23 protein-coding genes and 1 tRNA gene are annotated in these 23,401 nt (G+C 65.4%); 16 read left to right on the top strand and 8 right to left on the bottom strand.

What is annotated here, in order from left to right:
• The first annotated feature begins 33 nt into the window (after positions 1-33).
• Genes AQZ52_RS00255 through AQZ52_RS00245 form a run of 3 tightly spaced genes read left to right on the top strand, consistent with a single transcriptional unit; the run spans position 34 to position 1,601 of the window.
• Entirely contained in the window at positions 34-438 is a 405-nt protein-coding gene (locus tag AQZ52_RS00255; protein ID WP_067905973.1) for a nuclear transport factor 2 family protein, read from the top strand.
• On the top strand, positions 438-788 hold the full coding sequence (locus AQZ52_RS00250; protein WP_067905972.1) for a putative quinol monooxygenase: 351 nt from the start codon (positions 438-440) through the stop codon (positions 786-788). The genes AQZ52_RS00255 and AQZ52_RS00250 overlap by 1 nt, the downstream gene beginning before the upstream one ends.
• A gap of 6 nt (positions 789-794) precedes the next feature.
• Positions 795-1,601: an SDR family NAD(P)-dependent oxidoreductase gene (locus AQZ52_RS00245; protein ID WP_067905971.1), complete on the top strand. Its 807-nt coding sequence runs from the start codon at positions 795-797 to the stop codon at positions 1,599-1,601.
• A 92-nt stretch (positions 1,602-1,693) separates the two neighbouring features.
• Here the strand turns inward: AQZ52_RS00245 and AQZ52_RS00240 are convergent, their stop codons facing one another.
• Both AQZ52_RS00240 and AQZ52_RS00235 read right to left on the bottom strand, forming a co-directional pair.
• The gene (locus AQZ52_RS00240; protein WP_067905970.1) at positions 1,694-3,322 is read right to left on the bottom strand and encodes an AMP-binding protein; all 1,629 of its coding nucleotides are present in this window, start codon (positions 3,320-3,322) and stop codon (positions 1,694-1,696) included.
• A gap of 12 nt (positions 3,323-3,334) precedes the next feature.
• Positions 3,335-4,783, bottom strand: a complete 1,449-nt coding sequence (locus tag AQZ52_RS00235) for a carotenoid oxygenase family protein (protein ID WP_067905969.1) — start codon at positions 4,781-4,783, stop codon at positions 3,335-3,337.
• Positions 4,784-5,000: 217 nt separating this feature from the next.
• On the opposite strand from AQZ52_RS00235, the gene AQZ52_RS00230 reads away from it, so the two are divergent.
• From AQZ52_RS00230 to AQZ52_RS00190, 9 genes are all read left to right on the top strand, one after another.
• The gene (locus tag AQZ52_RS00230) at positions 5,001-6,020 is read left to right on the top strand and encodes an NADP-dependent oxidoreductase (RefSeq protein ID WP_067905968.1); all 1,020 of its coding nucleotides are present in this window, start codon (positions 5,001-5,003) and stop codon (positions 6,018-6,020) included.
• Between the two features lie 4 nt (positions 6,021-6,024).
• Entirely contained in the window at positions 6,025-6,792 is a 768-nt protein-coding gene (locus AQZ52_RS00225; protein WP_067905967.1) for a ThuA domain-containing protein, read from the top strand.
• A 12-nt stretch (positions 6,793-6,804) separates the two neighbouring features.
• Positions 6,805-7,170 (top strand): limonene-1,2-epoxide hydrolase family protein, encoded by a 366-nt coding sequence (locus AQZ52_RS00220; protein WP_067905966.1) that lies wholly within the window; start codon positions 6,805-6,807, stop codon positions 7,168-7,170.
• A gap of 1 nt (position 7,171) precedes the next feature.
• Entirely contained in the window at positions 7,172-7,924 is a 753-nt protein-coding gene (locus tag AQZ52_RS00215) for an SDR family NAD(P)-dependent oxidoreductase (protein ID WP_067905965.1), read from the top strand.
• A 110-nt stretch (positions 7,925-8,034) separates the two neighbouring features.
• Positions 8,035-9,270 carry a cytochrome P450 gene (locus tag AQZ52_RS00210; protein ID WP_067905964.1) on the top strand — a complete coding sequence of 412 codons (1,236 nt, stop codon included), beginning with the start codon at positions 8,035-8,037 and terminating at the stop codon, positions 9,268-9,270.
• Positions 9,267-10,298, top strand: a complete 1,032-nt coding sequence (locus tag AQZ52_RS00205; RefSeq protein ID WP_067905963.1) for an acyl-CoA dehydrogenase family protein — start codon at positions 9,267-9,269, stop codon at positions 10,296-10,298. The genes AQZ52_RS00210 and AQZ52_RS00205 overlap by 4 nt, the downstream gene beginning before the upstream one ends.
• 22 nt (positions 10,299-10,320) lie before the next feature.
• The gene (locus tag AQZ52_RS00200; RefSeq protein ID WP_067905962.1) at positions 10,321-11,061 is read left to right on the top strand and encodes a ThuA domain-containing protein; all 741 of its coding nucleotides are present in this window, start codon (positions 10,321-10,323) and stop codon (positions 11,059-11,061) included.
• 11 nt (positions 11,062-11,072) lie between these two features.
• Complete coding sequence (locus tag AQZ52_RS00195; protein WP_067905961.1) at positions 11,073-12,281, top strand: acyl-CoA dehydrogenase family protein; 1,209 nt, start codon at positions 11,073-11,075, stop codon at positions 12,279-12,281.
• A 259-nt stretch (positions 12,282-12,540) separates the two neighbouring features.
• Positions 12,541-13,311, top strand: a complete 771-nt coding sequence (locus AQZ52_RS00190) for a helix-turn-helix transcriptional regulator (protein WP_067905960.1) — start codon at positions 12,541-12,543, stop codon at positions 13,309-13,311.
• Positions 13,312-13,450: 139 nt separating this feature from the next.
• On the opposite strand, the gene AQZ52_RS00185 is transcribed toward AQZ52_RS00190, so the two are convergent.
• The gene (locus tag AQZ52_RS00185) at positions 13,451-14,233 is read right to left on the bottom strand and encodes an SDR family NAD(P)-dependent oxidoreductase (protein WP_067905959.1); all 783 of its coding nucleotides are present in this window, start codon (positions 14,231-14,233) and stop codon (positions 13,451-13,453) included.
• A gap of 79 nt (positions 14,234-14,312) precedes the next feature.
• Entirely contained in the window at positions 14,313-15,833 is a 1,521-nt protein-coding gene (locus tag AQZ52_RS00180) for an acetyl-CoA acetyltransferase (RefSeq protein WP_338045453.1), read from the bottom strand.
• 348 nt (positions 15,834-16,181) lie between these two features.
• Here AQZ52_RS00180 and AQZ52_RS00175 point away from each other — a divergent pair, with 348 nt between their 5' ends.
• A complete protein-coding gene (locus AQZ52_RS00175) occupies positions 16,182-16,979 on the top strand; it encodes an enoyl-CoA hydratase/isomerase family protein (RefSeq protein ID WP_067905958.1) in 798 nt (265 codons plus the stop codon).
• Between the two features lie 13 nt (positions 16,980-16,992).
• Entirely contained in the window at positions 16,993-19,035 is a 2,043-nt protein-coding gene (locus AQZ52_RS00170; protein WP_067905957.1) for an NADPH-dependent 2,4-dienoyl-CoA reductase, read from the top strand.
• A 249-nt stretch (positions 19,036-19,284) separates the two neighbouring features.
• Here AQZ52_RS00170 and AQZ52_RS00165 read toward each other — a convergent pair whose 3' ends face one another.
• The 4 genes from AQZ52_RS00165 to AQZ52_RS18325 form a co-directional block, all read right to left on the bottom strand.
• A complete protein-coding gene (locus AQZ52_RS00165; protein ID WP_067905956.1) occupies positions 19,285-20,064 on the bottom strand; it encodes an enoyl-CoA hydratase in 780 nt (259 codons plus the stop codon).
• Positions 20,065-20,128: 64 nt separating this feature from the next.
• Positions 20,129-20,395, bottom strand: a complete 267-nt coding sequence (locus AQZ52_RS00160) for a hypothetical protein (protein WP_067905955.1) — start codon at positions 20,393-20,395, stop codon at positions 20,129-20,131.
• Positions 20,396-20,488: 93 nt separating this feature from the next.
• A complete protein-coding gene (locus AQZ52_RS00155) occupies positions 20,489-20,764 on the bottom strand; it encodes an HU family DNA-binding protein (protein ID WP_067905954.1) in 276 nt (91 codons plus the stop codon).
• 282 nt (positions 20,765-21,046) lie between these two features.
• A tRNA-OTHER gene (locus AQZ52_RS18325) sits at positions 21,047-21,152 on the bottom strand.
• A gap of 300 nt (positions 21,153-21,452) precedes the next feature.
• Here AQZ52_RS18325 and AQZ52_RS00150 point away from each other — a divergent pair.
• Entirely contained in the window at positions 21,453-22,757 is a 1,305-nt protein-coding gene (locus tag AQZ52_RS00150; RefSeq protein WP_082697467.1) for a helix-turn-helix domain-containing protein, read from the top strand.
• Entirely contained in the window at positions 22,754-23,401 is a 648-nt protein-coding gene (gene parA / locus AQZ52_RS00145) for a ParA family partition ATPase (RefSeq protein ID WP_067905953.1), read from the top strand. The genes AQZ52_RS00150 and parA overlap by 4 nt, the downstream gene beginning before the upstream one ends.

Below are 23,401 nucleotides of genomic sequence, written 5' to 3'. Positions count from 1 at the left end.
TCGCCTTAGGCTCGCCTCAAATCGGGAGAGAATATGGCCATCACCGGACCCATCGAGGATCAGCTCGCGATCCGCGCGCTGCATGATAACTACGCCGACGCCGTGTTCCGGCGCGACGCTGCCGATTGGGGCGCGCTCTGGGCCGATGATGCCGTCTGGGACCTTGCCGGCACCATCGTCAACGGCAAGGACGCCATCGTCGGCTTGTGGACGGGCGCGATGTCGACCTTCGCCTTCGTCGGCTTCTTCCAGCAGACTGCTGCCATCGTGATCGACGGCGATACCGCCACGGGCCGCGTCTACACCAACGAGACGCTCGAGGACCAGGAAGGCAACCTGCGCCGCAGCATCGGCCGCTACGAGGACACATACGTCAGGCGCGGCGGCACCTGGCTTTACCAGAGCCGCAGCTTTTCCGTTTTGAAAGGGTATTCGTGATGATCGTTGTTGTCGCAGGGGAAATCGATTTCGCGCCGGAAGTCCGCGACGAAGTGCTCAAGGACGCCCAGCCGCTGATCGACATGGCGCTCGCGGAGAATGGCTGCCGCCACTATGCGTGGAGCCTCGATCCGCACCATCCGGGCCGCATCCACGTGTTCGAGGAGTGGGAAACCGCCGAGGATCTGGCCGTCCACCTGCTCGCCGAATCCTATTTCAAGATGGGCGCGCATCTGGCGAACTTCAACATTCTGGGGGCCAACACGCGCAAGTATCGCTGCGATCTTTCGGAGCCGGTCTATGGCCCCGACGGCGTTGCGACGGCGACCTTCCTCACCGCAAAGGACTGATCTGTCATGACCAATCTTTCGGGCAAGGTGGCCGTCGTCATCGGCGCGGCGGGCGAGAACAACATGGGCCAGCACATCGCCCGCACTCTGGCCGACGCCGGGGCCAAGGTTGTCGTGGCCGGGCGCAAGGCCGAACCGCTCAAGGCGTGCGCCGGCGCGATCGCGGGCGATTGGGCGCTGTGCGACCTTTCCAAGAAGGCCGATGTCGAGGCGCTGGCGACCACAGCGCTTGATCGCCACGGCAAAGTGGACATCGCGATCAACGCGACGGGCTGGGGCCTGCTCAAGGGCCTCCACGAGATCACCGAGGAAGAGCTCGATCAGATCATCGCGCTGCAGTTGAAGGGCGTGCACTACTTCCTCAGCGCCTTCGTCCGCGCGATGCCGCATGGCGGGTCGCTGATCCAGATTTCCTCGGCCACCACGCAGTGCGTGATCGATGACCACGCGGCCTATATCGCGACCAAGGCAGGGTCCGAGGCGCTGATCCGCTGCGTCGCCAACCAGTATGGTCCGCAAGGCATCCGCGCCAACGTGCTTTCGCCGGGCTTCACCTACAGCCCGATGACCGAGCAGTCGTTCGCGGTCCCCGGCCTCGCCGATGCCTTCATCAAGGAATATCCGCTCGGCCGCGTCGGCACCTCGGAAGATATCGCCAAGGCGGCGCTGTGGGTGGTGAGCGACGATTGCTTCATGTCGGGCCAGAACCTGCAGATCAACGGCGGCCTCACCCTGCGCCGCAATCCGCGCCCGAATGAGATCCAGGCGGCCGTCGGCGCGGCGATGGCCGCGCTGCAGGCGTCAGGGAACTGATCCTCCCGTCCAGCCCAAATGCCTCATCCCACACACCATCGTCACCCCGGATCAAGCCCGGGGTGACGATGGGGCCTAAGGGAAAGCCGGGCCTACCCCGCCTGCTCCGCCGCCATCTTTTCCTTGATCATCGTGCGCAGTACGTCCTTGCGGATCTTGCCCGAAGCGGTGCGCGGGAAGGTCTCCACCCATTCGATCCGCTCGGGGCATTTCTGCTTGGCGAGGCCCGCCTCGCTGACGAAGACTGAAAGCGCGGCCATGTCCGGCGTCTCCTCGCCATCCGCGATGAGATAGGCGCAGATTCCTTCGCCCAACCGTGCGTGCGGCATCGAGACGACGGCTGCTTCCCGAACCGCCGGATGCAGGTGGAGCACATCCTCGATTTCCTTGGCGCTGATGTTCTCGCCGCCGCGGATGATGAGGTCCTTCTTGCGCCCGGTGATGACGAGCGAGCCCGATGGCGTGATCCGGCCGATATCGCCGGTTTTGAAGAAACCGTCGTCGGTCAGCGATTCGCGGGTCTGCGCCGGATCGGCATAGCCCAGGAACATCGCCGGGCCGCGCACGAGGATCTCCCCGTCATTGCCCTGGGGCACTTCGTTGCCATCATCGTCCACCAATCGCAGTTCGTAGTCGAGCGGCCGGCCATCGGTCTCGGCGGCCAGTTCAAGGCTCTCCTCGGGCAGGACGCCGGGCGTTGCCAGCGGCACTTCGCTGCTGCCGTAAACGCGGTAGGCACACGGATGGGCGAGGCGCTTGTTGGCGGTGTAGACCAGTTCCGAGGGGATCGCCGCGCCGCCGCAGGCAAAGCGGCGGAAGGTGGGCAGCTTCGATCCGGCGGCCTCGGCCGCATCGCACAGTTCCTGAAGGAAGGGCGTGGCGGCGACGGTGGAGGTGATGCCGTAGCGGTCGATCAGGTCCACCGCGTCCTTCGCCTTCCACACTTCCATCAGCACGACCTGGCTGCCCGAGGCAAAGGGCTTCTCCAGTCCGCCCGAAAAGCCGCTGATGTGCGTGACGGGGGACGGCATCAGCGTCACGTCGTTCGGCACGCCGCTATACTTGCGGCCGAACTGCGCGACGCGGTCCAGCGTGTTGTGTGAATGGAGCACGGCCTTGGCCCGGCCCGTGGTGCCGGAGGTGTAAAGAACGAGCTTCAGCGCATTCGGGTCGACCTTGTCGAGCGGCGTATGGAGGCCCCTGCCATGCGCCACCAGTGCGGCGAAATCGGGCGTGCGCTCAGTGGGGCGCACGTAGATGACGTGCTTCAATTCGGGCAGGTGCGGGCGCACCCGGTCCATCATCCCGGCGAAGTCATAGCCCCGGAAGCTCTCAGCGACGAAATAGGCCTTGGCGCCGCAATCGCCCAGCATCTGGATCACTTCGGCATCGCGGTAGATCGGCACGATCGGCGCGACCACAAAGCCGCCGAGGTTGGCGGCAAGGTTGATCACCGAGGCTTCGACCCAGTTGGGTACCTGAAAGCCGATCACGTCACCCGTGCGCAGGCCCAGATCGCGCAGCGCGCGGGCCAGCGCCTCGCCGTCGGCCAGCAGGCTTGCATAAGTCGGCGCTGCGGGATCGCCGAGGTAGACTTGCCTTTCGGGATCGGTCTCGGCCCAGCGGCGCGCGTAGTCGCCGATGGTCATGTTGGTCCAGCTGCCGTCGGCGGCATACTGCGCCAAATGCGCCGGAATGGGCTGCGCGGGGATCGTGGTCATGGGAGGCCCTTGTCAGTTTGCCAGGGTCTGCTGGTAGAGCGGATTGTCCTCGGCGTAGAAGTTGCAGTGGAAGCCGCTGGGCACGCGGAAGGGGATCAGCACGCGGGCGATGGGCCCGGCGGCGATGTCCCTTGCGGCAAAGATCGCCAGTTCGCTGGTGGGGCTGTTCGCGGGGTGGACGAGCGTCATGGCATAGCCGTCGGCCTCATCCGTGCTGCCAAGGCGCGGCGCGAACACCAGTTCGCCTGCCGCCGCGCCCGCGCCGAAGTGCCAGATGTCTTCCTCGCCGGTCTGGGTGTCATACCGCAGCACCGCGTCCATCCCCTCGACCCGGCCATCGCGTGATTTGAGGTTGATGTTGGCGAAGCTGTGGCGGCTCTTGCGCGTCATCAGGCGGTCGTCGGGGCGCGGGAACTGGATGTCGCGCCCGTTGAGCACTTCTTCCTTGATCCAGCCGGTGTTGCCGGTGGGGTCGATGGTCCAGCGGCGCAGGCTCTGCTGCGTATCGAGGTGCGTGCGGCGGGCGCCGGTCTCGTCGGGGAACAGCGCGGTGCCGTTGGCCGCGGCCACATCGGCGATGATCTTGCCGTCCTCTTCCCACACGTTGAGCTCGTGGAACATGTGGCGCGGCTCGAACTCGAACCACTTGATATCGGCCGCCGTTCCCTCGCGCGGCATCACCGCGAACTTGGTCGGGCGGTTATTGACCCACGCCGTCATCGGCCCGCCGGCAGCGAAGCGCTTGAGGTCGGTGTCGATGGGAATGAACGGGAAGATTGCCCAGTTTTCCGTCAGCAGGAAGGTGTGCATCAGGCTGAAGTGCGGCATCGGGATGATCTCGGTCTTGCGGATCGTCCCATCCGCCGCGACCACGTCGTAGCGCATTTCCGCCGGGCCCATCATGCCGTGGATGGCAGCGCCGGTATTGAACATCTCGCGCGTGGCGTAATCGATCTTGGGATGCGCGGAGAAGCTGGAGGTGACGAGGCCGCCGTAGGTCTCCTCGTGCAGCGTATCGAGCTTTCGCGGATCGAGCGCCACCGGCGGCGCGCCTTCCATCAGCGCCAGCAGCTGGCCGCCGTGGAGGATGATGTTGGTGTTGCCGGTGTTGTAGCGTTTGCCCTGCACGCTGGGGTCAGAGGTCATCGGATTGCCGAAGATCCCGAACAGGCGGCGCCCGGCGGCCTTTTCCAGTTCGAACTTCTCGGTCTTCACCCAGCGGTTGCGCATCGAGACGCGGCCGTCCGAAAATTCGAACGCGAAGACCATGCCGTCGCCGTCGAACCAGTGATAATCCCCCTCGCGCGGCGGATAGAGCGGGTCCGGGCCGTTGCGATAGAACAGGCCGGCCAGATCGTCCGGCAGCTTGCCCTGCACGATCAGATCCGGCGCATCGGCCTCGAAGCGGATCGGCGCGTGGTGGCCGGAGAGGTAGGGGTGATCGAAGAACGGTTCTGCCATGGCCCCCGGAATCCTTGTGAAGTTCCCTGTTCGCCGCGCTGCAGGACGGCCTTGGTACACTGTGGGTGCGATGGGGTGCGGGTTCACCTCCTAAAAAGGGGAGTAGGCCAAAATGGAGAGCGTGCCCCGCGCCAATGGGCAAAAATGAGAGTCGTCTTGGCGCTGGCGGGGTCTAGGCTCTACCCTGTCGGGAGTCCCCCGTTCAGGAGCTTTTCAAGTGACCGAAAACCGCCGTTTCCTGCTGGTCCGCCGCCCCGATGGCGCGCCGGTAGCCGAAGACTTCAGTCTTGTTTCTGAAGCCCTGCCCGAACTGGCGGAGGGCCAGTTCCTGATCCGCAACCATTTTGCCTCGCTCGATCCCGCCATGCGCGGCTGGATGGACGATGCGCCAAGCTACATGCCGCCGATCCCGCTCGGCACCCCGGTGCGCGCCTCGACAGTGGGCGAAGTGGTCGCCAGCAAGGCCGCCGATTTCCCGGTCGGCCAGTGGGTTTCAGGCCTCAACGCGATCGAGGAATACTCGGTCTCGGCAGCGGGCGGTTTTAGTGCGGCCATCGATCCCGCCATCGTGCCCTCGCCGACAAACTTCCTCTCCGTCCTCGGCGCGGTGGGGATGACGGCCTATTTCGGCTACCTGGAAGTGTGCAAGCCGCAGCCGGGCGATGTCGTGCTCGTCACGGGTGCGGCCGGCGCGGTCGGTTCGCTCGTCGGCCAGATCGCGAAGATCAAGGGCGCCTCCAAGGTCATCGGCATCGCCGGCGGCCCCGAAAAGTGCAAGCGCCTCACCGAGCGCTACGGCTTCGATGTCGCCATCGATTATCGCGGCAAGACCGTGGACCAGCTCTCGGCAGAAATCGCCGCCGCCGCGCCCGAGGGCGTCAACGTGATCTTCGAGAACGTCGGCGGCGATATCCTCGATGCCGGGCTCAACAATCTTGCGATGTATGCGCGCATCGGCGTGTGCGGCCTGATCAGCGAATACAACAACGCGGGCGAGAAGACCGGCGCGCGCAACGTGTGGCAACTCATCGTCAAGCGCGCCTCGATGACCGGCCTGCTGGTGGCGGACTATGTGCCGCGGTTCGGCGAAGGCATCGCCGCGATGGCGGGCTGGGTGACCGAGGGCAAGCTGGTGTTCGACGAGCATGTCGACGAAGGCATCGACAATGCGCTCCCGGCGTTCCTGCGGCTGTTCAGCGGTTCGAACGACGGCAAGATGATCCTCAAGCTGAGCTGAACCCATGGCCAAGACGCTCCTCGTCCTCTCCGGCGGCCACCCCTATGAGGAGGAGCCCTTCGCGGCGTTCCTCGAAGGGCTGGGCGATTGGGAGGTGACCCACTACGTCCACCCCGAGGCCGAGGAGCGTGTCGCGGCAGGCGCGGCAGACAGCGCGGATGCCGTGCTGTTCTACGATATGCCGGGCTATACTTTCGCCGATGGCACGGTGAAGACCGCCGCGCCGTCGCAAGGCTTCAAGGATGCGATCACCCGGCGCTTCGCCAGCGGGCGCGGCGCGGTGATGATGCACCACGCCATCGCCGGCTGGGCCGAATGGCCGCAGTGGAGCGAATGGTTGGGCGGGCGCTTCCTCTACCAGCCCGGCCCGGTGCGCGGGGCCTTGAAGCTCGATTCCGGCTACCGCCACGATGTGGACTACACGGCGGAACTCGTCTCCGACCATCCCGTGCTCGCGGGCATTCCGCAGACCTTCGACGTGAACGACGAGCTCTATCTGGGCGAAGTGTTCGAGGCCGATGTGACCCCGCTGATCCGCGCGCTGCACGACTATGTGGCGGGAAACTTCTATTCCGCCGCGCACGCCGTGGCAGGCCGCATGTTCGACAATTCCGATTGGCCGCATCCGCCGGGAAGCAATCTGGTGGCCTGGACCAAGCCCGCAGGCGCGGCGCAGATCGTCTACTGCCAGTTCGGCGACGGTCCGCACACCTATGCCAACCCGGTCGTCCGCCGGGTGATCGCCAATGCGCTGGCGTGGACCGCGCGATAACAGGAGAAGCGCATGACCCCGCAGGAAATCGTCGAGGCCTTCATCGCTGCGTGGAACCGGGGCGACGTGCCCGCCGCGTTCGGCATGATGGCCGAGGACATCGTCTGGCATAACATCCCGATGGAGCCTGCCGTGGGCCTTGCCGGGGTGCAGGCGCTGATGGGCCAGTTCCCGCCCATCGAGGCCAGCGAATGGATCACCCACCACATCGCCGCCAATGGCAACGTGGTGCTGACCGAGCGGACGGACAAGTTCCTCGTTGCCGGGCGCTGGCGGGCCATCCGCGTCTCCGGCACGTTCGAGATCAATGCCGAGGGCAAGATCACCCAGTGGCGCGATTATTTCGACATGGCCGAGTTCCGGCGGGAGTTTGCCTGAAATGGCCGAGCCTCTCCAGATCGCACGCGGCAAGGACCTGACCGGCCGCCGCGCAGTCGTCACCGGTGCGGCGTCCGGCATGGGCGCGGCGGCGGCGGCGCGGCTGCTGGCGGAAGGCGCACACGTGCTCGGCGTCGACCGGGTGGGCGATGGCATCGTCGGCACGCACACCCTCATCGCGGACCTCGGCGATGCGGATTCCATCGCCAGCATTGCCGGCGCGGCGGAAAGCCTGCTGGGCGGCTGCGATATCCTGATCAACAACGCGGGCGTCTGCCCCAGCGGCCCCTTCGCCGATATGGCCGAGGCGGACTGGAACGCGGCGCTTGGCATCAACGTCACAGCGGTGATGAAGCTCACCCGCGCGCTGATGCCGCTTCTCGCCGCCTCGGGGCGCGGGCGCGTTGTCAATGTCGGCTCGATCATGTCGCGCTATGGTGATGCGGGGCTGGTGGCCTATACGACCTCCAAGCATGCGGTGCTGGGCCTGACCCGCGCGCTGGCGATGGAACTGGGGCCGCAGGGCATCACCGTGAACTGCGTGCAGCCGGGCGCCATCGCCACAGGCATGACCAGAAGCCTGTTCGAGGATACGCCGGGCGCGAAGGACTACTATGCCGGCCGCTCCGCGCTTGGCCGGGTCGGCCAGCCTGAAGATGTGGCCGATGTGATGGTGTTCCTCGCCACCGATGATGCGCGCTTCATCACCGGGCAGGGGATCATGGTCGATGGCGGGGTCATGGTCCATTCGTGAACACCTGCCCCAGCGGGCAGGCCAACCTAGCATTTTCGCGCGTGGCAGTGGGTATATGACGGTGCCAAATCGAAGCATAACGCAGTGGGGCCAAAGGGGTAGGGATCGCCATGAATGAGATGACCAAGAGCCTGCTCGATCCCGAGGTGATGCAGAACCCGTTCCCGCTTTATCAGTGGGCCCACGCGAACGCGCCCGTGATCGAGATGCCCGAGACGGGCATGAAGATCGTGATGAATTACGAGATGTGCTCGGAAGCGGCGGGCCGGCCGGAAGACTTCTCGAATGATTTCAGCGGTGTGCTTTCAGGTGCGCTGGCCGAGGACCCGGAAGTGAGCGGCATTCTGGCGCAGGGCTGGCCGCAGATGAACACGCTGCTGACCGCCGATCCGCCGGTCCACACGCGCTTTCGCAAGCTCGTCAACCTCGCCTTCTCGATGCCCCGCGTGAACGCGCTGGAAGCCGGCATCCGCGACAAGGTGAACAAGCTCATCGACGGCTTCATCGAAGACGGCGAGTGCGATTTCGTCACCGCGTTCAGCGTCGGCCTGCCGGTGCAGGTGATCTGCGAACAGCTCGGCTTCTCCGAGGCGGAGCGCGCGGACGTGAAGCGCTGGTCCGATGCCTTTGCCGACCGGCTGGGCCACATGATCCCGCGCGAGCGCGAGATCGAATGCGCGCACGAGATCGTCGATTTCCAGCGCAAGCTGAAGGTGAAGATCGACGCGCGCCGCGAGGCACCGACCGACGATCTGCTGTCCGATGTCGTCAACGCCCGGCTCGATGGCGAAACCCCGCTCAACGATGCCGAGATCCTCTCGATCGCGCAGCAGCTGATGGTGGCGGGTAACGAGACGACGACGCATGCGCTGGCGGGCGGCATCGTCCATCTCGCGCAGAATTCCGATCAGCAGGCGAAGGTCCGCGCCAATCCGGCGCTGGTGGGCAACATGATCGAGGAAGTGCTCCGGCTCGATACGCCGACCGCCGGCATGTGGCGGCTGGTTACGAAGGACACCGAGCTTGGCGGGCGTCCCTACAAGGCGGGCGAAATGATCATGCTCCGCTATGCCGCAGCAAACCGCGATCCGGCCAAGTATCCCGATCCCGACAAGTTCGACGTCGAGCGTAGCAACGCGCGCACCCACCTCGCCTTCGGCAAGGGCATCCACATGTGCGTGGGCAACATGCTCAGCCGCAAGGAAATGACCGTCGCCTTCACCGAGTTGCTGCGCCGGCTTGATGATATCCGCATCAAGGAGGACGCCGAGCTCAAGGTTTCGCCCAACCTGCTGCTGCGCGGATTCGTCTCCGTTCCCATCACTTTCAAGAAGGCTGGCGCGTGAACTTCGATCTCGACGAGAACCAGGAACTGTTCAAGGCAGCGGTCGAGCGCTTCTGCCAGGGCCAGGATGTGGCGACCCGCCGTGCGGCGCGCGCCCTGCCGGGCGGCATCGACCGCGCGCGCTGGAAGGAGCTTGCGGAACTGGGCCTCATCGGCCTTGCCGCGGGCGAGGATGATGGCGGCATGGGCGGCTCGCACGGCGACCTTGCAGTCGTGGCGCAGGCGCTGGGCCATGCGCAGGCGGTGGAGCCGTGGCTGGAATGCGCTTTCCTCCCCGCGCGGCTGCTGGCGGGCTCCGCGCATCTTGAAGGCGTGATCGCGGGCGAGACCATCGCGGCGTTCGCCTTCGCCGAACCGGGCCGCCGCTTCATGCTCGAAGCGCAGGGCGTCAAGGTCCGAGGTGGCAAGCTGACCGGCACCAAGCAGTTCGTGCTCGGTGGCGGCGCGGCCGACATCTTCGTCGTCACGGCGGAAGAAGACGGCAAGACCGGGCTCTTTGTGGTCGATGCCAAGGCGGCCGAAGTCGAAGTGCGGCCCTATCCGGTGGCCGATGGCGGCGTTGCGGCGATCGTGACGTTCCATGATGCGGCGGCGGAAGGACCGCTGGCGGCTGATCTCGCGGCGGTGATCGACGGGGCGCGGCTGATGGCGGCGGCGGAGATGGTCGGCATCGCCCAGCGCCTGTTCGCCGATACGCTGGAATACCTCAAGACGCGCGAGCAGTTCGGCCAGCCGCTCGGCCGGTTCCAGGTGCTCCAGCACCGCATGGTCGATGCCTATGCGCGGGTCGAAAGCGTGCAGTCGGCGATCCTGCGCGCACTGCTCCAGCCGGCGGCGCCGATGGCGGCGATCAAGGCGCATGTCGCCGAAAACGCGATCTGGGTCGCGCATCAGGCGGTGCAGCTGCACGGCGGCATGGGCATGAGCGACGAGCTTGGCATCGGTCATGGTCTCAAGCGGATCGTGCTGCTGTCGAAGCTGTTCGGCGATCCCGACAGCGATATTCTGGATTATGCCCGCGCGGCGTGACCTGATTTTTGGAGTGCAGTGAATGACCAAGCGGATTGACGCCCATTTCGTGGCCGCCGGCAAATACCACGATATCGACTTCGCCCGGCTCGAAGTGCTCAAGCTGCTGGGCGAGCATCCCGAGATCCGCACGACCGTCGCGATGGACTTTTCCAACACCGAGCGGCTGGAGCAATGCCAGTTCCTCGTGACCTACACCTGCACCGTCCTGCCGACGCCCGAAGAGACTGTGAAGATCAAGGAGTTCCTCGACCGCGGCGGGCGCTGGCTCGCGCTTCACGGCACCAATTCGATCCTGAAGTTCGTCGAAGGCGGCGTCGATTGCCCCGAAGAGCGCGACGATGTGATGGAAGTGCTCGGCACCCAGTTCAAGGCGCATCCGCCGATCGGGCCGTTCCGCGTCGAGGTGGTCGACAAGACCCATGCCCTCACCCAGGGCCTCGAAGATTTCGACGTGATCGACGAGCTCTACATCATGAAGCAGAAGGCGCCGATCAAGGTGCTGATGCAAACGCGTTTCGATGGCGAGGCGACGGGCTTCACCGAGGCGAACTATTCGAACGTCGTCGTGCCGATCCTCTACTTGCGCGATCATGGCAAGGGCGGGGTTCTGTACAACACGCTCGGCCACTGCCGCAGCCACTTCGATGTCATTGAACTCCTGCCCTTTTGGACACATCCCGAACGCTGCAGCTGGAACTATCCCGTCTATTACGAAACACTGCGTCGTGGCATTCGCTGGGCCATGAGTGAGATCGCCTGAGGGTTATTGCTATGGATATGGATTTCTCCCCTGAGGATCTCGCTTTCCAGAAGGAAGTGCGCGCGTTCCTTGATGACAAGCTCAACGCCCGCCTGCGCGAAGGCGCGGCCAATACGCCCAGCGTGTTCACCGAGCCCGACATCACCCGCGAATGGCAGGCGATCCTCGCCGAAAAGGGCTGGTTGGCGACGTCATGGCCGGTCGAGGACGGCGGTCCGGGCTGGACGCCGACGCAAAAGTACATCTTCGAGAAGGAATGCGCGATTGCCGGCGCGCCCTCGCTGCCGATCCTTGGCCTGCGCCTCGTCGGCCCGGTGATCTGCCACTTCGGCACGCCCGAGCAGAAGGCGCGCTTCCTGCCGCGCATCATCTCGGGCGAGGACTACTGGTGCCAGGGTTATTCCGAGCCCGGCGCGGGCTCCGACCTCGCCGCGGTGAAGACGCGCGCAGAGCGGGTCGGTGACAAGTACGTCGTCAACGGCTCCAAGATCTGGACCACCCACGCCCACCACGCCAACTGGATCTTCGCGCTCGTACGCACCGATCCCACCGTGCAGAAGCAGCGCGGCATCAGCTTCCTGCTGATCCCGATGGAGCAGCCCGGCGTCAGCGTCTCGCCCATCGTCACGATGGCGAACGATCACGAAGTCAACGCCACGTTCTTCGACAACGCCGAAACGCCTGCCGACAACCTGATCGGCGAGGAAGGCCAGGGCTGGACGATCGCCAAGTTCCTGCTTGAGAACGAGCGCGGCGGTTCCTGCGCGGCGCCCGCGCTGCTGGCCAAGCTCGACCGGATCGAGCGCTGGGCCAAGGAGGAAGCCTCCGGAACCAACGGCACGATGATCCACGATCCCAATATCTCCCAGCGCCTTGCCCGCCTGCGGCTCGAGGCGCAGGCCTTCGAAGTGACCGAACTGCGCATCCTTGCCGAGCTTGCCAAGGGCCGCCCGGCTGGACCGCAGACCTCGCTGGTCAAGCTGACGAGCTCCAACCTCAGGCAGCAGATCGACGAGCTGGCGGTGGACCTGTTCGGCTACGAGGGCCTGCAGCTTCCCGTCACCCGTCCGCTTTATGGCAACGAAGCGCCGGAATATGTCGGCAGCCGCGCCGCGCAGCTTTCCATGCCCGCCTACCTCAACGGCCGCGCCTACACGATTTTCGGCGGTTCGGACGAAGTGCAGAAGACCATCATCGCCAAGCAGGTGCTGGGACTCTGATGTGATCCGCTAACGCGGATGGCGGCACCGGCCCGCTCCCCCGTCCGGCCACCCAACGACATTGTACGCTATGGGTGGCCGGACGGGGGAGCGGGCCGGTGCCGCCTCTGTTTCGGCCAGGCCGAAACAGCAAACGATTGTTTCCCGGAAACCCCGTTCCGCAACCATTCCGGATGGGGCTTCCGCTACGGCACGCAGTAGGTTAGCATGCGACTCGACCCGGATGACGGAATAACCGGCACCGGCCAGAGGATGCAGCATGGACTGGGCGAACACCACCTTCGAGCAGGTGACGATTCGGGCCGTTGAAGACGTGCGGCCCGCCGCAACTGCGATACGCGACATTGCCTTGCAGCTTGATCTGCGCATTGCCGTCTGCCCCGACATTTCGTCGAAAGAGCAGATGCTCGATGCCGATGGCAAGATCATCAACGCCGACATCTTCGGCTGGACCGCCGATGGCGAACGCTGGTGGGAAAACGGCACCCTGGCGCTCTCCTCGCCGTTCCCGCGCGCGACGCGGTATGAAAGCGAGCCCTTCTGGTGCAATGCCCACGGGGCCTTCACCGTCAGCCGCAACAACTACCTTGAAGACCTGAACTTTTCCGAGTTTCACAAGTTCAGCAAGGCCCGGGCGATGATCGTCATCCCCTCGCACCTCTCGTTCGGCCAGATCGCCGCGACGAGCTTCGTGCCGGTGGACAAGACGCTCGACGACATGTCGGCCGTGTTTGCCGAGCATGGCGATTTCCTCGGCGCGCTGACCCGGCGCTTCGTCGCCAGCTATGTCAGCACCATGCGCACGCAGCAATGGATCCCGAGCGACTGCCGCCTCTCGAAGCGCGAGGTCGAATGTCTGCGTTGGGCCGCGATCGGCAAGACCGACAAGGAAATCAGCCTGATCCTGGCCTTGAGCCACGCGACGGTGCGCTATCACATCCAGCGTGCGGGCGAAAAACTCAACGCGGTGAACCGCAGCCAGGCCGTCTTCAAGGCGGGCCAGTTGGGCTATCTGGGGGCTGCGGCTTAACAGCCCGGCTTCACCACCATCCGGTCCTGAGCCGGTCGGGCCCCGTCCGCAGGCCACATCGGCACCCACTGGCGGCAACCTATTTTTCGTCATCCCCGCCTTCGCGGGGATGACGAACGGAAGCGGAGGGCGCGGCGCCTCAGACCCCCATCATCCCCGCTGTGCTCGCCCCGTCGATCCCGTATTCCGAACCCGAGATGAAACCGGCCTCGTCAGAGGCGAGGAAGGCTACCAGCGCGGCCACTTCCTCCACCTGCGCCATGCGGCCGATGGGGGCCATGGCATTGAATTGCGCCCGCGCGGCGGCGCTGTCGGGCGAACGGTCGATCACGCTGCGGATCAATTCTGTCTCGACCACGCCGGGGTGGATCGAGTTCACGCGGATCTTCGTTTTCAGCGTGGCACAGTGGAGTGCCGAGGATTTCATCAGCGCGATCAGCGCGCCCTTGCTCGCCGAATAAGCGACATAGTTGGCGAGCGGCCGGTAGGCGCTCATCGACGAGTTCACCACGATCGAGCCGACGGGGCCATCGGGATTGGCCCGCATCGCTCGGATCGCGTGCTGGATGGTCAGCATCACGCCGGTGAGGTTCACGCCCATGACGCGCTCCCACGCCTCCATGGTGATGTCTTCCACGCTGCTGTCGCCGGTTTCGATCCCTGCGTTGGCAAAGGCCACGTCAAGCCGGCCATGCCGGGCCTTGATGTCGGCCATCAGGCTGTCCCACGCCGCCGCATCCTCGACCCGGTGGGCAACGAACTCGGCGCCGGTTTCCGCACAAAGCGCGGCAGCGGCTTCGGCCTTCGACCCGGTGAACACGACCTTCGCGCCCTCGCTGGCGAGCCGCCGCACGGTGCCCGCGCCTATGCCCGAGGTGCCCCCGGTGATCAGCGCCACTTTGCCTGCGAACCGTCCGCTCATCGTTCTCTCCCTCAAATCGTGGCACGATCCTAGAGCGGGCGGCGGCGGCGACCTACTGGCATTTTGGTTTGGGGAGCGGTCACCGCACCCAGACCCGCCGCTCGCCCTCCAGCGCAATCGCGCCCGCAGTCCCCACCGGCTCCACCGCACCATCCATGAAGAACGCGCAGATCGCGGCGTCCGCCACATCGATGTGGCACAGCGTGCGCTTGCCCTCCGGGGTGCGGGCGATCACCACGCCTGCGGAAGGCGCGCCCTCGCGGCCATGAAACACGGTGTAGCTCTCCACCGATGCGGGGCCGACATAGTCCTTCTCCAGCTCGGGGATGGGCCCCCGCGCCGCATCGGCCTCGGCCTGATAGTCGAAGTCCTGCGGGAACTGTGCCGCCGCCACCGGTTCGCGCGATATCACGATGCAGTGGTTGTCGGTGGCATAGCCGCCATTGGCGAAGAGGAAGCCGGTCTTGCCGTCACCGCCCCCAGACCCCTTCGGGCGCAGCCGCTCCACCATCGAAACCACCGCATGGCTCATGTAGTTGGCGATGGGGCCGCCGCCGAAGGTCAGCCCGCCGAACACGGTCGCGGGCTTGTCCACCGGCCAGCCCAGCACGCGGCGCGCCATCTTGGGGACGCAGGGGAAGCAGCTGTAAAGCTCGACATGGTCGAAGTCCGCAGCCGTCATCCGGTTGAGCTCCAGCGTCCGGCGGATCGCGGTGTCCATGCTGGTGGAGCGGTCATAGCGGTCGCGGCGCAGGATGCTCGGGTCTTCTTTGGCTGCTGCGCCCATGCCCACGTAGATCAGCCGCTCTTCCGGAATGCCGCGCCGCCGCGCCTCTGCAAGGCTGGCGACGAGGAAGCCTGCGCCCTGGTTGACCGAGGAATTGGCGACGGTGAGCTTGGTATAGGGATACGCCAGCGGGCGGTTCGCGGGGCCGGGCGTCAGGATGTCCTCGGCGCTGACGGCCTTCCTGATCCACGCGCCTTCGTTGGCGGCGGCAACCTCGCTCATGCCCGCCCAGATCGCGCCGCTTTCCGCCTGCGCTTCGGCGAGGGTCTGGCCATAGGCGGCGCGGCCGGCGTTCTCGTAGATCGGGTAGACATCGACCGGCGCGGTCAGCCCGTGCGCCTGCGCATACGTCGGATCGCGGCGGGTGGAGACGCCTCGCACCGCGTTGTAGCTCTTGTCCTCGCCTTTCGCGGCCAGCGCGGCAAGGCCCGCCGCGGTGCGCAGGGCTTCGGCGCCGACGACGGCGGCAAGGCGCACTTCGCCCGCCCCGATGCGGTTGGCCGCTTCGTTGAGCAGGCGGATCGGCGTATCGCCGTGCGGGGCTTCGGACTGGTAGCTGATCGGCGGATTGGCCCCGATCGCGCCGGCCACGCCGGCACAGAGATTGCCGAGGTGGCGGAAGCTGATCTGGTCGACGATGGCAAGGCTGTCGAGATCGGCGAGCAGGTTGCCGCCCGCATCCGCTTCGGCGAGGCGCAGCGCGGCAGCCATCAGTCCCGGCGGATCGAGGCCGAGTTCGGGGCTCGCGGGCCGGTCGTTCAGCTGGCCCACGCCGATGATGACGGGGATGCGTTCGGGATCGGTCATGGTCATCGGGCAGTCTCCAGACAGGATTTGGTCGCCACCATCGCGCGGATCACCGCGGCACCGAACGCGCGCTGGCTATGCGCAAGCCCGGAAAGCGGGCGGTCCACGGCCGCTTGCTGCACGTTCGAAAGCCATCCTGCGTTGTGGTCGGGCGGAGAGTGTGGCTAAGGGATCGGTCAGGTCCATGCAACGCGCATCCGCCGTTTGCGCGCTTTCGATAGGGGTAGGGCGCAAGGCGGTCTGCGCGAGGCCTGCGGTCCGGCGCGGCGCTGTCAATATGGGCAGGTTTGTCATGCGGCGCGCCATGACACACAACACCAGCGCGCCCGCAGAGGCGCCTCAGGGGAGCGGGGCATGTCCTGGCGAACGATCACGGTGGAGAAACGCGGCGCGGCGGATTGGCTCACGCTGAACCGGCCCGATCAGCTCAATGCGATTTCGCTCGAGATGGTGGACGAGCTCAGCGCCTATTTCGGCGCGCTCTACAATGACCGCGAAACGCGCGTGGTGGTGATGCGCGGCGCGGGCCGGGCGTTCTGCGCGGGGCTCGACATCAAGGATCGGCAGGCGGCCAACGGCCCCGATCCGTTCGGCGGGGGCTTCGGCTTTCAGGGCCATCTCGCCGACGTCTACGTGAAGATGCGGCGCTGCCCGCAGCCGATCGTTGCGCTGGTGCAGGGCGCGGCGTGCGGCGGTGGCTTTGCCTTTGCGCTGGCGGCAGACATCCGCGTCGCGGGCGAAAGCGCGAAAATGAACGCCGCTTTCATCAAGCTCGGCCTCTCCGCGTGCGACATGGGCGTCAGCTATTTTCTGCCCCGGCTCGTCGGCACGTCGGTCGCGTCCGAACTCATGCTGACGGGGCGCTTCATCCATGCACCGCGCGCGCTGGCGACAGGCCTCGTCAGCGAAGTCGTGCCCGATGACCAGCTGGAAGCGGTGGGCGAGGGCTATGTGGCCGAACTGCTCGCCGCCTCGCCCAAGGGCCTCAGGATGACGAAGGAAGGCCTCAACCTCGCGGTCGATGCGCCAAGCCTCGAAGCGGCCATGGCGATCGAGAACCGCAACCAGCTGATGACCGCCGCCAGCCCCAATTTTGCCGAGGGCATGCGCGCCTTCCTCGAGAAGCGCCGCCCGAACTATACGCCTGACTGAACGGACCAGACCGATGACACATGCCCAGAGCCACCCGAAGTATCCGCTGATGTTCTCGCCGCTCGTGATCCGGGGGAACCGGCTCAAGAACCGCATCATCATGGGCTCGATGCATTCGGGCCTCGAAGACCTGCCCAATGCGGCAGAGCGGCTGTCCGCCTATTTCGTCGAGCGTGTGCAGGGCGGCGTCGGTATGATCATCACCGGCGGCATCACCCCGCACCCCAGCGGCGGGCGCGGCGCGAAGCTCAGCGAGCCCTCGGAAGTGCCGATGCACCGTGCGGTCACCGATGCCGTCCATGCCGCCGATCCCGATGTGAAGATCTGCATGCAGATCCTCCATTCGGGCTCCATCGCCAATGTGCGCGAGCCGGTCGGCCCCTCGCCGGTGCGCTCGCGCCTTGCCAAGGTGCCGCCGGTCGAGCTGGATGAAGCGGGCATCGAGGAGCAGATCGCCGCCTTTGCCAATTGCGCCGCGCTGGCGGTGGAGGCGGGCTACGACGGGGTCGAGATCATCGGCTCCGCCGGCTATCTGATTTCGACCTTCCTCGTCGAGAGGACCAACCAGCGCACCGATCGCTGGGGCGGATCGTGGGAAAACCGCATGCGCTTTCCGGTCGAAGTGGTGAAGCGTGCGCGCGCGGCGCTGGGTGACGACAAGATCCTCATCTTCCGCATTTCCGCGATGGACATGCTGGAAGGCGGCCTCGCCTGGGAGGAAGTCGCCAGCCTCGCCAAGGCGCTCGAAGCCGCAGGCGCAGACGTCATCAGCACGCATTTCTGCTGGCACGAAAGCCAGGTGCCGACCATCGCGACCATGGTGCCCCGCGCGGCCTTCGCCCAGGTTACCGGGCGCTTGCGCAAGGTCGTCTCGATCCCGCTCATCACCAGCAACCGCATCAACATGCCGCATGTGGCCGAAGACGTGCTCGCGCGCGGGGATGCCGATCTCATCTCGATGGCGCGGCCGATGCTGGCGGATCCCGAGATCGTGAAGAAGGCGTGGGAAGGCCGCGAGGACGAGATCAACACCTGCATCGCCTGCAATCAGGCCTGCCTCGATCACACGTTCACCGGCCAGCTCACCAGCTGCCTCGTCAACGCCCGCGCCTGCCGCGAGACCGAGATCACGGTGGCCCCGGCCACCACCGCGCGGCGGATCGCGGTGGTCGGCGCGGGGCCGGCGGGCCTTGCCTATGCAACGATTGCCTCGGGGCGCGGGCACAAGGTCACGCTGTTCGATGCGGCCGGCGAGATCGGCGGCCAGTTCAACCTTGCCCGCAAGATCCCCGGCAAGGAGGAGTTCGACGAGACGATCCGCTACTTCGGGCGGATGATCGAGGTGAACGGGATCGAGCTGAAGCTCGCCACCCGGGTCGATGCCGATATGCTGGCAGCTGGCGGGTTCGACGAGATCGTGATCGCCACCGGGATCACGCCGAGGAAGCCCGAAATCGCAGGCATCGATCACCCCAAGGCGGTCCGCTATGTCGATGTGATCACTGGCAAGGCCAATGTGGGCCGGACGGTCGCGATCATGGGGGCGGGCGGTATCGGCTTCGATGTTGCCGAGCTCATAACCCATGCCGGCACACCGGGCTCGCTGGATGTGGACGTCTTTGCCAGGGAATGGGGCATCGATTTCAAGAATCATCCGCGCGGCGGCGTGACCGGTGTGGTGCCCGAAGTGGCGTCCAGCGGGCGCGAGGTCTGGCTGCTCCAGCGCAAGGCGAGCGCCGTCGGCAAGGGCCTCGGCCGCACCACCGGCTGGACGCACCGCATCACCTTGCAGCGGCGCGGCGTGCAGATGCTGGGCGGGGTGGAGTATGATCGGATCGACGATGAGGGCCTCCACATTCGCGTCGAAGGCGAACCGCGGCTGTTGCCGGTGGATACGGTGATCGTCTGCGCCGGGCAGGAGCCGGCGCGCGAGCTTTACGGCCAGCTGGTCGCAAGGGGCCTCGCGCCGCAGCTGATCGGGGGGGCCTACGAAGCCGCCGAACTCGATGCCAAGCGCGCGATCCTGCAGGCAACCGAGCTGGCGGTGGCGATCTAGGATCGCACGACTTTACGGTGATCCCTCAACGTCGCCCCGTGCCCGTCGCTGTCCTACATGGCTGCACTATGAGAGGGTGGGGGTATGCCTGTCTCCACCCTCTCCGCGCCTCGTGCTGGCGACCAGTTCCTCGGCCTGCAACTGATCGATTGCAGCGATCAAAAACGGCGCACTGATCGAATGCAATTATCCCTCAGGACTGTGTCAACTGTGTCAACTTGTCCCGAATCGGGATTTCGGCCGCTGCTGTTATTGGCTGCGGCCCCGGGCCTGGACAGCGAGGCGACGCGATTCGACTTCTTCGGGGCGCACGGCGGAATTGGCGGCGGAGGACCGCTCGGCCTCGAGCGCCATGCCCGCGGCGAAGGGCAGGCCATAGCCGTCATCGATCAGCGCCTTGTAGTTGCGCAGGAAAGTGGGGTCGATCGAGGCCATGTCGCGCGCCATTTGCTGCGCGGTGGGGAGCAGGTCCTCGGGCGCAACCACGCTGTTCACCAGGCCCCAGCGCTCGGCCGTGGCGGCATCGAGGAAATTGCCGGTGAACGAGAGTTCCTTGGCCCGGCTGATGCCGATCAGGCGCGGCAGCTTCTGCGAGAGGCCCCAACCCGGATAGACGCCGACGCGGGCGTGGGTGTCGGCAAAGCGCGCGTTGGTCGAGGCGATCAGCACGTCGCAGGCCAGCGCCACTTCGAAGCCGCCGGTGATGGCAACGCCGTTGATCGCACCGATCACCGGCTTGCGGCAGATTTCGATGGCCTTGACCGGGTTTTCGGATGCGCCTTCGGCATTGGCCGCGCCGAGAGCGCCTTCGGTCGAGCCGAGCTCCTTGAGGTCGAGCCCGGCGGTAAAGGCCCGGGTCCCGGCGCCGGTGAGAACGACGGCGCGGACCGCAGCATCGGCATCCAGCGCGGTCATCACCTCGGCGAGGCGCGCGCGCAAGGCCTTGGACAGCGCGTTCATCGCCTCCGGCCGGTTGAGCGTGACGGTCGCGACGCCGCCTTCGATGGCGACAAGAATGAGGTCGGTCATGGGCATGGTCCTTGAATGCGGTTGCCCGGGTTTGACCACGCGGACCACCGGTCTGCACCTCTGCTTATTGCGGGGGATCGGCCATTCCGGCGAAGAGATCCATGAAATCGCGCGCGGCATTGCGCTCGGCCGGATCCTTGAAGGCGATATCGAGATCGGGCGCGCAGCCGAGGATATGCATGAGCGCCCAGAGCGCGAAGCGGCGTGCGGGATCGGTTTCCAGCCCGAAATCGACAGAAAGCCGTTCCGAGCCGGCCTCGAGTTCGGCGGGGCTGAGGCCGCCCAGGTCGGCCGTGCCGAAATAGCGCCGCATCAGATCATCGAAGCCCACTGCCGGCCTCCTCCAGAAACGCGAACGGCGCGCGGGAAGGCTTGCTTCCCGCGCGCCGCATCGTGGCAAGCTCCGTGGAGCCGGCCATATGGATCAGCCGTTCAGCTTGTCCTTGACCGACTTCGCGGCGGCGAAGGTCAGCTTGCGCGAGGCAGCGATCTGGATGGTGGCACCGGTCGAGGGGTTGCGGCCTTCGCGGGCCGGGCTTTCCTTGACCTTGAACTTCCCGAAGGCGCTCAGCGAAACTTCCTCGCCCTTCGCAGCCGCATCGGCAATTGCCGCGAACACGGTGTCGACCAGCTTCTTCGCATCGGCCTTGGTGAGGCCAGCGCTGGCGGCAACGGCTTCGGCGAGTTCAGCAGTATTCATGATCCCAATTCTCCAACGGTTGGACGGGCCGGTTAGCTCGGCGCGCGGCCGCCGTCCAGCCTTGCACAGCGTAAATCCGCTGGAAATTGGGGGAATCTGGCAAGTCCCGGCACACAAACGATGCTTGGAGGGCTTGCGTGATGGCTGATCCGTGATGGAGGGCGGGGCGCAGTCACCCCGGCATTGCGCAAGGCTGTGTCGTAGTGATGCCGCAATGCGCCACGACGCTGCCGCTCGGACATTTCCCGCCAGACAGAAAAATCCAGCCAATTGAAAACGATATGGCGGAGACGGAGGGATTCGAACCCTCGGTACCGGTAATCCCAGTACGACGGTTTAGCAAACCCGGCTCTGTCACCGATGGAAAGCCTGAACTCCCGAACTTTCCTACATTTTCATGCCGTTAAGCCCAATGCAGAACCCGCAGGCGGCGTAACGGACCACAAGCCGTGTCGGCACGAAAGTCGTCACACCTCGCAAGGGGGCAAAAACGACATCCAGAACCGTCAGTTACTCGCAGATCGCGCAGGTAGCGCGAAACGCGCAACAAGAAAATCTGCGGAAACTGTAAGACCGTTGGGAGGGCTGCAACCCTCCGCAACGGTCCACAATATAGCTGGGCAGCTACATTTTCAGAATACCTTTCCCGGGATTCGCGGGCAAGCCTGGAATGCAAGGGAGAGCTCCCATGAGCACTACATTGCGCCATGACGGGCTTCCGGTCGGTGTCGGCCGCTTCGAACTGCTACGCCTGTTCGAGCAGGTCGCACGGCCGGGCTTCGGCTTGTCCTCGACGGCCGTTGCGCTGGTTCGCCACTATGTCCTCAAAACAATGGATGGCGATTATCTGGCTGGGCGCATCTGCGCGGTCTGGTCGCAGGCCTGCCGCTTTGCGGAAGCATTAGGCCTGACGCCACGCTCGATCAATTCGGCCGAGCGCGAACTGGAGCGGGCCGGGTTCATCGTCCGCAATGCCGGCATCAATGGCGAGCGGGCAGGAGACCGGCAAGACGGTGCGATTGTCTGGGCCGCAGGGATCAACCTCGCGCCGCTGGTCAATCGTTTTGCCGAATTGCAGGCCAAAGCCGCAGCGATTGAACTGCAGGCCCGCGCCATCCAGCAATGTCGCGCCGAAATCCGCCAGCTGGGGCAACGGATCCGCGAAGCGGGCGACGAGGCTCTGCGCGAGAGGGCCGAGACGATCCTACCCGACGGCCGCACGGCGCGGATCACCAACATCGATCGTCTGTTCGCCATCCGAGAGGCTTTATCCGCCATGCTCGCAGTTATCGAATCCGCGCCCGATCTTGAGCCCGAAGCTAACGTGCGTGCGCTGAAAACTTCCGACGCGCCGGAAGAAAACTGCGCACCCAACATACAGGACAAAAAATCATCAGGAAGGCGTACAGCACCGACGCTCGATCCGCTCGATCGGATCCGGCCAGCGACCGCAATCGCCGTGGCCACCGAAGGCTATAGCGGGCTGGTCGAGGCGCTAGGTGGACCATCATGGCCGAACCTCGTCGAGGCATCTTGGCGCAGTTGCGGGCGGCTCGGCATTTCCCAGAGCACTTGGGGCCGGGCCTGCCAGCAATTCGGTCGTGAACGCGCGGCACTTAGCGTTTTGCTGATCGATCGGAATGCCGAACTTCCCGCGGGCCATCGTTACCGCGTGCTGTCACCTGGGCGGTGTCTGGCCGGCATGATGCGGCGGGCGGGCAATTACGGCGTCAACCTTCTGGGCCTGTTCCGGGCCACCGAACGTGAGGTCCGGCACTTGCCGCCGCCAGAAGCGACGAGCCGGCTGCAAATGTCAGAAGCCCAAGCAGGCCCCATGGCGCACCTGACCATGCGGTTGATGGCGAGCCTGGAACGTCAGGTCAGTGAGAAAGACGGCCATGGCCATCGATGCGAACGAACCAGCCAACTTCCACCGTCCAAACAATCACATTCCCACATCTCCATATGTGAACTCGTGAAGAGACTGCCATGACCATTATCGCCATTGTCAGCCAGAAGGGTGGTTCGGGCAAAACCACCTTGTCCGTTAACCTCGCCGCCGCCGCTGAAGACTCCGGTGCCGTCGCCCTCATCATCGACACCGACCCGCAGGCCACGGCCAGCCAATGGGGCGCGTGGCGAAGCGACCGTGCACCGGAGGTCATCGACAGCGCCCCACCGCGCATCCAGGCCAAAATCAGGGCGGCCAAAGATCAAGGTGCCACATTCATCATTATCGATACGCCGCCCCATGCCGACAGCGCGGCCAGCAGGGCGGTCGAGGCAGCCGACATTGTCCTGATTCCGTGCCGCCCCAGTGCCTTCGATCTGGCGGCTATCAAGACTACCATCAGTCTGGTGAGGCTGTTCGACAAGCCGGCCTTCGTCGTCTTCACTGCTGGGCCGCCGCAAGCACCGAGGATGTACGAGGAGGCCTACCAACTGGTGCGAGGGTTCGGCGTGGAACCGTGCCCGTGCATCCTTCCTGACCGCGCCATCTATCGGCATGCCAGCGCAGCCGGCGCTTCGGTCATCGAAAACGAGCAAGTTGGAAAAGCGGCTGCAGAAATCAGAGAACTCTACATGTGGATCATCGCACATGTGGACAGGTCCTCGTGTGCGAATGAGGGAGTGTGA

Source organism: Novosphingobium fuchskuhlense (assembly GCF_001519075.1).
GTDB classification, from domain to species: domain Bacteria; phylum Pseudomonadota; class Alphaproteobacteria; order Sphingomonadales; family Sphingomonadaceae; genus Novosphingobium; species Novosphingobium fuchskuhlense.
This window is presented reverse-complemented; position numbering and strand designations above follow the sequence as displayed.